The organism is Alteraurantiacibacter aestuarii, assembly GCF_009827405.1.
Taxonomy (GTDB): domain Bacteria; phylum Pseudomonadota; class Alphaproteobacteria; order Sphingomonadales; family Sphingomonadaceae; genus Alteraurantiacibacter; species Alteraurantiacibacter aestuarii.
Window position 1 is genome coordinate 353,741 of record NZ_WTYY01000002.1, and the last position, 11,497, is coordinate 365,237.

Consider the following 11,497-nt stretch of genomic DNA (forward strand, 5'->3'; position numbering starts at 1 on the left):
AATTCAACGGCAGACAATTGTCCGGACCGTCATTGTTGGACCATCTGCTGTTCGACCGAAAGGTCGACAGTCAGGTCCTTGGTCGATGCACCATAGCTGGTGCCCGTTATGGGTGCCGCATCGCGGTAGTCACGGCCCGTGGCGACACGCACATAGCGCTCATCCGGGCTGATACCGTTCGAAACATCGAAACCGACCCAGCCAAGCCCCTCCACATGGGCTTCCGCCCAGGCGTGGGTTGCCTCCTGCTGGATCCGGTCATTCATCATCAGATAGCCACTGACATAACGCGCCGGAATGCCCAATGCGCGCGCCGCACCAATGAAGATCTGTGCGTGGTCCTGGCAAACGCCGCCGCCATCGGCCAGCGCCTGTTCCGCGGTGGTGTCCACATGGGTCACGCCAATTTCATATTTCACCGCTTCGATCGTGGCGGCCGAAAGACTGTGCAGCATGGCCAGCTTGTCATCATCATTACGGCGAACGGCAGCGATCAGCGCATTCAGCTTTGGCCCTGGCCGCGTGCGCTTGGTCTGCGCCAGAAACGACCACAGCGGCAGGAAGCCCGAATGGGTACCCAGAACGCCCGCACTGTCATTGGTGTCCACCGTGCCCTGACATCTGACGACCACTTCCTGCGTTCCGGGAAGGACCGAGATCAGCGAGGTGTGATTGAAGTTCTGGTCATCATATTCCAGTTCCAGCACCGCGCCTTCAAAGCTCATCGTCCAGTCGACAATGATCTGCCCCTGCGTTGCCTTGGGCGTCAGCCGCAGGCGCTGCAACGCGTGCTTTACCGGCTGGTCGAACACGTAATGGGTCGTGTGATTGATGGCTAAGCGCATGATTGTGGACCCCGGATCAATCGGCAAACAGGTAATCTTCGGCAATCGCGGTGGCGATAGCCTGGTTGCCAACGATGAAATTGACGAGGAATTCATGCAGCCCGGTATCGAAGATGGTGTCGATGGTCGCCGCGGCCAGCTTGTTCTTCGCCTCCTGCATCAGGGTGTTCGCCCTGCTCTCCTGACCGTGCATTTCTGCGAGAGCCTGAAGATTGTCGGACAGCGCCTCGTAACAAAAGGGGAAGCTGCGCGGGAAACGGCCATCCAGGATCAGCAGTTCGGCAATGCCGCGCGCATCCATTCTGCCGGCGTTGAGCGAGCGATGCGCGCGCCGACCGGACAGTGACCGCAGCACATTGTCCCACTGGCCCGAATCCAGCGTGGAGCCGACATAGGAATAGGACGGCAGCAGCAGGTAATATTTGACGTCGAGGATACGGGCGGTGTTGTCCGCCCGTTCAAGATAGGTGCCGGACCGCGCGAAATGATAGATGTCATTGCGATACATCGAGCCATAGGTGGCACCGCGCACCAGAGTGGCCTCGCGCCGGATCTGCCGCAGCACTTCGCCCAGCGCAGCATCGCGCACTGGCCGGGCCATCGCGCCCTTCAGCGTCATCCATCCTTCATTCACCGCTTCCCACACTTCTGCGGTGATGGACGTTCGCGATGCGCGCGCGTTGTTGCGCGCACTTTCCACCATCTTCAGCACGCTTTCGGCGTTGTCGGCATCGCGCAGCACGAAATTGCACACCTGCGGCCCGGTATAGACATCATGCGCCGCTTCATACGCCTTGCGCAGGCCCAGCGTGACGATGACGGAACGCCATTCATCTTCCGCCCCATCGGCCCCGCGGGTCAACGCCATGCGGGCGCCGGCCTCCAGCAGGCGGGCGGTGTTCTCCGCCCGTTCGAGATAGCGGTACATCCAGAATATGGAGCTGGCGGTCCGGCCTAACATGTGAGTGCTCCTGCCATCAGTCGTCCAGTACCCAGGTATCCTTGGTGCCGCCGCCCTGACTTGAATTGACGACCAGCGAGCCCTTCTTCAGCGCTACGCGGGTCAGGCCGCCGGGCGTGATATCCACCCCGTTGGGCGACACCAGCACGAACGGACGCAGATCCACATGGCGCGGCGCGAGGCCGGCCTTGGTGAAGATCGGCACGGTGGACAGCGCCAGCGTCGGCTGGGCGATATAGTTTTCCGGCCTCGCCTGAAGCTTCTTGGTGAAATCCGCCAGCTCTCGCTTGGAAGAGGTCGGCCCGATCAGCATGCCATAGCCGCCGGAACCGTGAACTTCCTTCACCACCAGATCGGCAATATTGTCCAGCACATAGGCGAGGCTGTCCGCTTCCGCGCAGCGCCAGGTCGGCACATTGGGCAGCAGCGGCTTTTCACCGGTATAAAACTCCACGATCTCCGGCATGAAGCTGTAGATCGCCTTGTCATCGGCAACACCCGTTCCCGGCGCGTTGGCGATGGTAATCCCGCCGGAGCGATAGACATCCATGATGCCGGGCACACCAAGCATGCTGCCGGGATTGAAAGTCAGCGGATCGAGGAAATCGTCATCGACGCGGCGATAGAGCACGTCGATCGGCTTGTAGCCCGACGTGGTACGCATCTGCACGCGCCCGCCAATCACCCGCAGATCGCTCGCTTCCACCAGTTCAGCCGTCATCTGATCGGCCAGGAAGGCATGCTCGAAATAGGCCGAGTTATAGATGCCCGGCGTCAGCACCGCGATCACCGGCTTGTCCGTCGTGGCGCTGGGCGCACAGGCGGCCAGACTTTTCGCCAGTCGGCGCGGGTAATCGGATACGCGCTGGACCGGAATGCGGGAAAACAGCTCAGGGAACATCGCAATCATCGTCTCGCGATTTTCCAGCATGTAGGACACGCCGCTGGGCGTGCGGGCATTGTCTTCGAGCACCATGAATTCATCAGGTCCGGTGCGGACCAGATCGATGCCGACGATGTGCGTGTACACGCCGCCGGGCGGATTGAAGCCGACCATTTCGGGAAGCCATGCTTCGTTATTGCTGAACAGGCGCTGCGGCAGGCGGCCCGAACGGATGATCTCCTGCCGGTGGTAAAGATCATGCATGAAGGCGTTGAGCGCGCGCACCCGCTGTTCGATCCCGCGAGACAGGCGGCGCCATTCGCTGCCGGTCACGATGCGCGGCACCATGTCGAAGGGGATCAGGCGTTCTTCGCCATCGCCCTCTCCATAAACGTTGAAAGTAATACCGCTGCGGCGGAAGAAATTCTCGGCTTCGGCATTCTTGCGGCGCATGGCCGCGGGTTCCTGCTGGTCAAGCCAGTTCGCATAATCGCGGTATGCCGGACGGACCGTGCCGTCTGGCTCAAACATTTCGTCGAAATTCGGAACGTCTGGATTACTCATAAACACCTTTTGCCGCACTGCAACACTACACGTTTAAATGCTTGCGCCAAGCGCCGTCTTGAAAAAATGCCGTCAGGATCAGGCGGCATCGAGTTCCTCGGCAACAGCCAGGATGGCCTCTGCCGAATTGGAGAAGCCCATGTGCGTACAGCGCAAGGCGCGGGTCCGGTCTCGCTCTCCGGCACAGCCGCATGCGCTGCGCGCTGCAACCACCCCGTCTCGCGGGCTCCAGAAAGCCACCGTCTCCACCGGGGGCTTGGCGGCGATATTTGCCGCGACCGGCGGACTCTCTACCGAATGGCCGGTAATCAGCTGGTAGATGCGCCAGACATTGTTGGAATAGGGCGTGTGGCTGAACGGCGCGCCCATCGTCACCACCTTGGCCACATGCTGCGGATGGCGCTTGGCAATCTCCCGCGCGAAAATTCCGCCAAGGCTCCAGCCCACCAGAACCACCTTCTGGCCATAGCGATCATGCACATCGCACACCCGGCGGGAGAGGATTTCGAAATTCTCCTCCGTCGGGCCGAAGTTGAAACCCATGCCCCAGCGCTTCACCACATGACCGGCAGCTTCCAGCTGGCGCGCCATATAGCGCATGCGCAACGGGTGGGTGGCAAAGCCGGGCAGAAGGATCACGATTTTGCGCTGGCTGGCCACGGGAACCTGCAAAGGCGCGCGCAAGTGGCGCAGCACCGGCTCAACAAAGGCCGTACTCTCCCCCAGCATCAGCACGCGGGAGGGGTGCGCGGCATTGTGCGGCGGCTGCTGGCGCAACAGTTCGACCCGGCGCGAGACCGCATGGGCGAGCATCCCCGCCCTTTCGGACAGGCCCTGTGCAACAGGAAAATGTTTCAGTTTTGCGGCGCCCATAGCTTCCTTGTAACACAACTGACTTGTTGGGCCAGCAATGGTTGAAGCCGGACATATTTCCGCAACAGGCGTCAGCAATCGCCGACGCGCTGATTCTCGACGACGAACTGCATTTCCAGCAGCCCGCCCGGAATGGCTGGCCCGCGTTGTTCAATGTCGAGCTGCATGCGCGAGCTTTCGGCGCTGCCCGTGCCCGTCATCTCCACCGTGCTGGAACTGCCGCCGGCGCCGGGACATTGCAATCTGGCGTGCAGGCGCGTGGCCCCGGCATCGAAACTCTCCACCGCGCAATCACCCTCCTGGATGTCGCGCAGCAGGGCCACAAAGCCCTCGTCGGCATCGGCGCCGGTCAGGCAGATCGTGCCTTCCTGCGGTTCCAGCACGTCCATCATCGTACGCATGCGCTGCGCTTCCTGCGGACTGGCGGAAGGCAGGTCAAACGACGTGAGCCGGGAGGTGGTGCGATAGAGGCCGGGCAGCGGCTTCACCATGTTGCCCGCGCTGGCGAGCATATCCTCCTGACTGGGCGGTTCGCTGGAACAGCCCGCCAGCACCTGACCGGTCAATAACAGGACAAGGGCCGCAGCCCTGCGGGTCAGGAACATTCTCCGATCCGCTCGGAAACCACGCGCATGCGGATGGTACCCGGACCCATGCCGGGCATGTCAGCCGAAAAGCTCATCACCATGTCCGCGCCATTGCCATCCATCGTTCCGGTCAGGCTGACATCGCCGGTAATGCCCTGGCCCGTGGGACAGTTCATCGCCGCGTCGATGGTGCCGCCGGACATGTCAAAACGCTCCACGTTGCAGTCGCTCTCGGCCATGTTGGCCAGCATCTGCTCACGCGAACTGGCCGCGTCTTCCGCGGTCAGGCAATAGGTCGTCTCTTCCGCCGCGCCCTCGGCAAAGGCGGAACGCATCATGCCCGCCATTTCCTCCGGCATTCCGGGCACGTCGAGTTCCAGCAGTTCCTGGGTGGAGCGGTACTGGCCCGGCTGCGGCGTTTCGGCATCGGCCAGCTGGCTGGCCATTTCGTCCGCGGTGACATCATCGCCATCGGCATCGCCGCCACAGGCAGTCAGGGCAAGGGCCGCGGCCAGCGGCAGGACATACAAGGATTTGCGCATTGGAATTCCCCCAAGGATAGCGGGCAGGGAATCCCTCCCCGCCAATATACCGGCAAACTAACAAGCCTGATGCCATATGCCAATCAGCCAATGAGCCAATACGCCGATTGCCAATGAGATTGCGCGTTGGCGCGCTCTTCCCCATATGAATGCACATGGCCGAACTCGTAATCCGCCGCGGACTGGAAGAGCCTGATACGTCAGCCTCCTTCACCCCGCATAAACCGCAGCGCCCGGAAAAATCGCTTCCGGGCAAGGCGTTCAAGCTCGTCTCCGATTATGAGGCGGCGGGCGATCAGCCAACCGCCATTGCCGATCTGGTGGCGGCGGCGAAGGAAGGCGAGCAGACGCAGGTGCTGCTGGGCGTTACCGGCAGCGGCAAGACCTTCACCATGGCCAGGATGATCGAGGAATTGCAGCGCCCCGCACTGGTGCTGGCGCCCAACAAGATCCTGGCCGCGCAGCTGTATGGTGAGTTCAAGAGCTTCTTCCCTGAAAACGCGGTGGAATATTTCGTCTCCTATTACGATTACTACCAGCCCGAAGCCTATGTCCCGCGCTCCGACACTTACATCGAGAAAGAGTCGAGCGTGAACGAGGCAATCGACCGGATGCGCCATTCGGCTACCCGCTCGCTGCTCGAACGGGACGACGTGCTGATCGTGGCCTCTGTATCGTGCATCTACGGCATCGGTTCGGTCGAGACCTATTCGGCCATGATCTTCGACATCAAGCGGGGCGAAACGGCCGACCAGCGCGAACTGATCCGCAAGCTGGTTTCGCTGCAATACAAGCGCAATGACGCCGCCTTCACCCGCGGCACTTTCCGCGTGCGGGGTGACAATCTGGAACTCTATCCCAGCCATCTGGAAGACACCGCCTGGCGGATCAGCTTCTTTGGTGACGAGATCGAGGAGATCAGCGAATTCGATCCCCTGACAGGAACCAGGGGCACGGCGCTGGATGCGGTGCGCGTCTATGCCAATTCGCACTATGTCACGCCCGGCCCGACCATGAAGCAGGCGACGCAGGCAATCCGCTTCGAACTGGAGGAGCGGCTGAAGGAGCTGGAGGCGGAGGGCAAGCTGCTGGAACACCAGCGGCTGGAACAACGCACCAACTTCGACCTGGAGATGATCGCCGCCACCGGCAGCTGCAACGGGATCGAGAATTACAGCCGCTTCCTGACCGGGCGCCTGCCGGGCGAGCCGCCGCCCACCTTGTTCGAATATCTGCCCGAAAACGCGCTGCTGTTCGTGGATGAAAGCCACCAGACGGTGCCGCAGATCGGCGCCATGTCCAAGGGCGATCACCGGCGCAAGATCACGCTGGCCGAATATGGCTTTCGTCTGCCCAGCTGCATCGACAACCGCCCGCTGCGCTTCAACGAATGGGATGCGATGCGCCCGCAGACCGTGGCCGTTTCCGCCACTCCCGGCACGTGGGAGCTGGAGCAGACCGGCGGCGTGTTTGCCGAACAGGTGATCCGCCCCACCGGCCTGATCGATCCGCCGGTGGAAATCCGCCCGGTGGAAGATCAGGTGCAGGATTGCATCGAGCAATGTCGCCAGGTGGCGCAGAACGGCTATCGCACGCTGGTTACCACGCTGACCAAGCGCATGGCCGAGGACCTGACCGAGTTCATGCACGAAGCGGGGCTGCGCGTGCGCTACATGCATTCCGATGTCGAGACGCTGGAGAGGATCGAGCTGATCCGCGACCTGCGGCTGGGCGTGTATGACGTGCTGGTGGGCATCAACCTGCTGCGCGAAGGGCTGGACATTCCCGAATGCGGGCTGGTGTGCATTCTGGACGCGGACAAGGAAGGCTTCCTGCGCAGCGAAACCTCGCTGATCCAGACCATCGGCCGCGCCGCGCGCAACGTGGATGGCAAGGTGATCCTGTATGCAGACCGGATCACCGGCAGCATGGAACGCGCCATGGCGGAGACCGATCGGCGGCGCGAGAAGCAGCGCGAATATAACGAAGCGCACGGCATCACCCCCACCACCATCAAGCGCGGCATTCAGGATATCGTGGCGCACACCGCCAGCCGTGACAGCGTGCTGGTGGAGATCGAGGACGATGCGGTCAACAACCTCGTCGGCCACAATCTGCGCAGCTATATCGAGGATCTGGAAAAGCGCATGCGCAATGCCGCCGCCGATCTGGAGTTCGAGGAAGCAGGCCGCCTGCGCGACGAAATCCGCCGGCTGGAAGCAGGCGAACTGGGCATTCCCGATGGCGACAAGAAGGCGCCGATGGTCGGGCGATCCAACGAAGGCAAACCCGGCACGCGCAAGATGCGCTACGGCAAGACGCAGAGGAAATTCGGCAAGTGAGACTGCTGATCGCGGCGATCTGTATCCTGCCGCTTGCCGCCTGCGACAGGCCGGAGCCTGCGCCGGTGCAGCGCATTGCGCTGGCCAATGTGCGGACCAGCTCTCCGCAGGTGATGCTGGAATCGCCGGACACGTCGACTGCCGCATGGGTGGTCAATCAAAGCGGGCAGGCGATCCATTTTGGCGAGGCAGACCAGGATCCGCTGATCACACTGGATTGCCGCCTGCAGCAAAGCCCGCCGCAGCTGGCGATCATCCGTCATGCACCTGCCCGGCCCGGCCTTTCCGCGCTGTTTCCGGTGATCGGCAATGGCATGCGCTCGCGCTTTCTGGTCGATGCCAAATTGACCGATGGCGAGTGGCGCTGGGAAGCGACATTGCCCGCCGATGATCCGCAGCTGGACGTGTTCACCGGCCCGCGCGACATCACCGCCACCCTGCCCGGTGGCGGGATGCTGGAAATCGCGGGCAGCCGCATTCCGGGAGAATTCGTGACCTGGTGCCGCGCAGGCGGACAGGTGATGCAGGCGCAGGATGACGAGCAGGCGCAGGCCTCTACCGAAGAGGCTGCCGAGTAGCCGGTCAGCCAGCCTCGGCCAGTTCCACCAGCATGTCTGGCGTCAGCAATTGCGGCAGCTGTTGGGGCGGCCCATTGACCGGATACCACAGGTAGAGCGGCACACCGGCAGCGCCCTGCTCGGTCAGGAAGCGGGTGATCGCCTCATCGCGCACGGTCCAGTCGCCGCGCATGGTGACCACGCCCGCCGCTTCGAACGCGTCGCGCACCTCGTCGCGCTCTATCGCCACGCCCTCGTTCACCTTGCAGGTCAGGCACCAGTCGGCGGTGAACCACAGGAACACCGGCTGGCCCGATGCGCGCGCTTCGGCGAGGGCCGCCTCGCTGTAATTGATCGGTGAATGAATCGATTCTGCCTGTCCCGCAGTGGCAGGCGTAAAGCTTGCCGGCAGGGCAAAGGCGCCAAACAGGGCAAAGGGCGCGGCTATCAGGCCAAAGGCGGGCCACGCCAGCTTGCCCGCACGCTGCAATCTGCCGGTCACCATCAGCGCGATCACCAGTCCCACTGTCATCACCAGCGCCACCAGCGCAAAGCCCTGCCCGCCCAGTCGCGTGGCCAGCCAGATCAGCGCCAGCGCGGTCAGCCCCATCGGGATCGCCATCGCCTTGCGGAAACGGTCCATCCACGGTCCCGGCCTTGGCAGGCGGTTCCTCAGCGCCGGGACGAAGCCGAGCAGCAGGAACGGCAGCGCCAGACCAAGGCCCAGCGCGGCAAACAGCAGCAGCGCCTGCGCGGTCGGCAGCAGCAGTGCCGCACCCAGCGCCGCCGCCATGAATGGCCCGGTGCAAGGTGTCGCCACGAAAGCGGCCAGCAGGCCGGTGGCAAAGGAGGAGCCCGGCCCGCCTGTGCGCGTTACGGAGAGTGAGGGCAGTTCGAACAGGCCCGCGAAATTCGCCGTGATCAGCACCGCCAGCACCAGCAGCGCGACGACCACGCCGGGTTCCTGCAACTGAAATGCCCAGCCGATCTGTTCCCCGCCCGCCCGCAGCGCCAGCAGCAGGCCGCCCAGCGCAAGGCAGGCCAGCACCACACCGGCGCTATAGGCCAGCGCCTCGCGCCGCGCGCCCGCCGCGCTCTCGCCGGCGCGGGCAAGCGTCATCGCCTTCAGGCTCAGGATCGGGAACACGCAGGGCATCAGGTTGAGGATCAGCCCGCCTGCCAGCGCGGCAAGGATCAGCCATGCCAGAGAGGTGGGCTGTTCGGTCCCGTCCAGCGCTTCTCCGCCGGTAGACACCTCACCCGGCTCCGCCTCGAACCGCAGGCCGTCACGCGCGCCGCCCAGCGCGATGATACCGCTTACCGCCTGAGCCTCATGCCGCAGGCCGCCGCGCGGAATTTCCACGATCAGCGCATCGCCATCGCGGTAGAAACGCTGCGGCGCGTTGTAATCGACCAGTTGCTCCTGCGCGATGAACACATGCGGGCTGGCAATTTCCATCGCCGCCGGAAGGGGGATCGACAGGCGCAGTGCCTCGGCGGTGAATTGCAGGCTGGCCTTGCGGTCCAGCAGCGGCGCGATGGCCGCGCGCCAGCTATCGAAGCGCGGGTGGACCTCTACACCCTCACCAACGGATATCGCGGTGGAAAGCGTGGCCTGCTGCGGCACGCACAGGCTCTCGCTGCACGTCAGCCAGCGCGCGAACACGGTGACCCGATAGGCGCCCGGCGCGGTTCCGTCCGGCACCGCCAGCGGCACCAGCACGGCGTGCTCGCCTTCGAAGATGTGGTTCATGATCCCCTGGATCACATAGGTCTGGGGCACCGGATATTGCGTCTCACCCACGCTCCAGCCTGCGGGCAGCTGCCATTCCAGCACCATGCCCTGCCCCGCGTCGCCGGGATTGCGCCAATAGCCGTGCCAGCCCTCATTGGGCAGGAACACCAGCGCCAGATCGCCCGATGCGCCCGGTGCGATGGCGCGTTCGGCCACCAGCCGCGCGCTGCCGCGGTCCATCATGTCCGGCGGATTGCCCTGCGCCCACGCGGCGTTGGGAAGCGCGAGGCTGAGCGCCACTGCCACCAGCAGATACCGGAAAAGGTCCATGAGACTTGCGCGCATCGTGGGAGACGATCTAGGAGCAGCAGCCATGACGGACAAGCGCGAACTCCTGATCCTTGGTGGCGGCCTGGTGGGCATGACACTGGCCCTTGCCGCCGCGCGGCAGGGAATGTCCAGCCACGTGGTGGACCGGGCAGACCCGGCGGAACTGACGGCGGAGGGCTTTGACGGGCGCGCCTCGGCCATTTCCACCGCCAGCTGGAACCTGTTCACCAATATCGGCATTGCCGACGCGCTGGAACCATTCGGCTGCCCGATCGCCAGCATTGCGGTGACAGATGGCATGAAGCCCGGCAGGCTGGATTTCCAGCCGGAACCGCATGAAGGATCGCTGGGCCGGATGTTCGCCAACCAGCAGTTGCGCCTCGCCCTGTTCGAAGCGGCGGCGAAGGAGCCGCTGATCTCCTGGCATTCCAGGGCCAATGTCGTGTCCCGCACGCGCGGCGAGCACGGCGTTTCCGCCATGCTGGAAGACGGCACGAAGCTGGAAGCCAGCCTGATGGTCGCAGCCGAGGGGCGCCAGTCGCCCACGCGCGATGAGGCAGGCATCGCAATCGCCAAATGGGATTATTCGCACCGCGCGATGATCGCCAGCCTGACGCATGAAAAACCTCACGGCAATGTGGCGTGGGAGATTTTCTACCCCGCCGGTCCGTTTGCCCTGCTGCCATTGCTAGACGATGATCAGGGCCGCCATCGCAGCGCGCTGGTGTGGACCGTTTCGGAAGACGATGCAGCGGGTGTTCTGGCCTTGTCAGACCGCGCCTTCACCGCCGAAGTGGCCAAGCGCATGCATGGCGTTTTCGGTGCTATCGAAAAGCACGGCAAGGTGATGTCCTATCCGCTGGGCTTCCATCACACCGCGCGCATCACCGCGCAGCGTCTGGCGCTGGTGGGCGACAGCGCGCATGGCATTCACCCCATTGCCGGACAGGGCCTGAACCTGGGCCTGCGCGATGTCGGCACGCTTGTGGAAGTGCTGGCAGAAGGCATGCGGCTGGGGCTGGACCCGGGCGATGCGCAATTGCTCACCCGGTATGAAAACTGGCGCGGGCTGGACAGCTTCACCGTGGCGCTGGCCACCGATGGGCTGACGCGCCTGTTCGGCATTCCCGGCAAGGCCCCCAGCATCATCCGCCGCATGGGCATGGCCGCTGTGCAGCGCACACCCGCGCTCAAGCGCTGGTTCATGGATGAGGCACGCGGCGTGAGCGGGAAAATGCCGGAATTGCTCAAGGGCTAGGTAAAGCGGGACTGGCCCGC

At 63.7% G+C, this 11,497-nt stretch carries 10 protein-coding genes; 3 read left to right on the forward strand and 7 right to left on the reverse strand.

Annotated features, from left to right (window positions below):
- Positions 1 to 29 precede the first annotated feature (29 nt).
- The 6 genes from GRI32_RS04385 to GRI32_RS04410 form a co-directional block, all read right to left on the reverse strand.
- Positions 30 to 845, reverse strand: coding sequence for a transglutaminase family protein (locus tag GRI32_RS04385; protein ID WP_160589910.1), 816 nt, complete (start codon positions 843 to 845; stop codon positions 30 to 32).
- A gap of 16 nt (positions 846 to 861) precedes the next feature.
- The gene (locus GRI32_RS04390) at positions 862 to 1,806 is read right to left on the reverse strand and encodes an alpha-E domain-containing protein (RefSeq protein ID WP_160589911.1); all 945 of its coding nucleotides are present in this window, start codon (positions 1,804 to 1,806) and stop codon (positions 862 to 864) included.
- A gap of 16 nt (positions 1,807 to 1,822) precedes the next feature.
- Positions 1,823 to 3,253 carry a circularly permuted type 2 ATP-grasp protein gene (locus GRI32_RS04395; RefSeq protein ID WP_160589912.1) on the reverse strand — a complete coding sequence of 477 codons (1,431 nt, stop codon included), beginning with the start codon at positions 3,251 to 3,253 and terminating at the stop codon, positions 1,823 to 1,825.
- Between the two features lie 78 nt (positions 3,254 to 3,331).
- Positions 3,332 to 4,126, reverse strand: a complete 795-nt coding sequence (locus GRI32_RS04400; protein WP_160589913.1) for an esterase/lipase family protein — start codon at positions 4,124 to 4,126, stop codon at positions 3,332 to 3,334.
- 71 nt (positions 4,127 to 4,197) lie between these two features.
- A complete protein-coding gene (locus GRI32_RS04405; protein WP_160589914.1) occupies positions 4,198 to 4,731 on the reverse strand; it encodes a DUF3617 domain-containing protein in 534 nt (177 codons plus the stop codon).
- Entirely contained in the window at positions 4,722 to 5,255 is a 534-nt protein-coding gene (locus tag GRI32_RS04410) for a DUF3617 domain-containing protein (protein ID WP_160589915.1), read from the reverse strand. Before GRI32_RS04410 ends, GRI32_RS04405 begins: the two co-directional genes overlap by 10 nt.
- 155 nt (positions 5,256 to 5,410) lie before the next feature.
- Here GRI32_RS04410 and uvrB point away from each other — a divergent pair, with 155 nt between their 5' ends.
- Positions 5,411 to 7,597: an excinuclease ABC subunit UvrB gene (uvrB, locus tag GRI32_RS04415; RefSeq protein WP_160589916.1), complete on the forward strand. Its 2,187-nt coding sequence runs from the start codon at positions 5,411 to 5,413 to the stop codon at positions 7,595 to 7,597.
- A complete protein-coding gene (locus tag GRI32_RS04420) occupies positions 7,594 to 8,175 on the forward strand; it encodes a hypothetical protein (RefSeq protein WP_160589917.1) in 582 nt (193 codons plus the stop codon). Before uvrB ends, GRI32_RS04420 begins: the two co-directional genes overlap by 4 nt.
- Positions 8,176 to 8,179: 4 nt before the next feature.
- Here the strand turns inward: GRI32_RS04420 and GRI32_RS04425 are convergent, their stop codons facing one another.
- Entirely contained in the window at positions 8,180 to 10,234 is a 2,055-nt protein-coding gene (locus GRI32_RS04425) for a protein-disulfide reductase DsbD family protein (protein ID WP_237437371.1), read from the reverse strand.
- Between GRI32_RS04425 and GRI32_RS04430 the strand changes: the two genes are divergently transcribed.
- Positions 10,218 to 11,477 (forward strand): FAD-dependent monooxygenase, encoded by a 1,260-nt coding sequence (locus GRI32_RS04430; protein WP_237437372.1) that lies wholly within the window; start codon positions 10,218 to 10,220, stop codon positions 11,475 to 11,477. The two genes, GRI32_RS04425 and GRI32_RS04430, sit on opposite strands and share 17 nt — an antisense overlap.
- Positions 11,478 to 11,497: the final 20 nt, after the last annotated feature.

Excerpts from the sequence above, each read along its gene's own strand:
- GRI32_RS04400 (WP_160589913.1), bottom strand. The coding sequence starts at position 4,126 with ATGGGCGCCGCAAAACTGAAACATTTTCCTGTTGCACAGGGCCTGTCC.
- GRI32_RS04390 (WP_160589911.1), bottom strand. The coding sequence starts at position 1,806 with ATGTTAGGCCGGACCGCCAGCTCCATATTCTGGATGTACCGCTATCTC.
- GRI32_RS04430 (WP_237437372.1), top strand. The coding sequence starts at position 10,218 with ATGAGACTTGCGCGCATCGTGGGAGACGATCTAGGAGCAGCAGCCATG.
- GRI32_RS04385 (WP_160589910.1), bottom strand. The coding sequence starts at position 845 with ATGCGCTTAGCCATCAATCACACGACCCATTACGTGTTCGACCAGCCG.
- GRI32_RS04395 (WP_160589912.1), bottom strand. The coding sequence starts at position 3,253 with ATGAGTAATCCAGACGTTCCGAATTTCGACGAAATGTTTGAGCCAGAC.
- GRI32_RS04405 (WP_160589914.1), bottom strand. The coding sequence starts at position 4,731 with ATGTTCCTGACCCGCAGGGCTGCGGCCCTTGTCCTGTTATTGACCGGT.
- GRI32_RS04425 (WP_237437371.1), bottom strand. The coding sequence starts at position 10,234 with ATGCGCGCAAGTCTCATGGACCTTTTCCGGTATCTGCTGGTGGCAGTG.
- GRI32_RS04410 (WP_160589915.1), bottom strand. The coding sequence starts at position 5,255 with ATGCGCAAATCCTTGTATGTCCTGCCGCTGGCCGCGGCCCTTGCCCTG.
- uvrB (WP_160589916.1), top strand. The coding sequence starts at position 5,411 with ATGGCCGAACTCGTAATCCGCCGCGGACTGGAAGAGCCTGATACGTCA.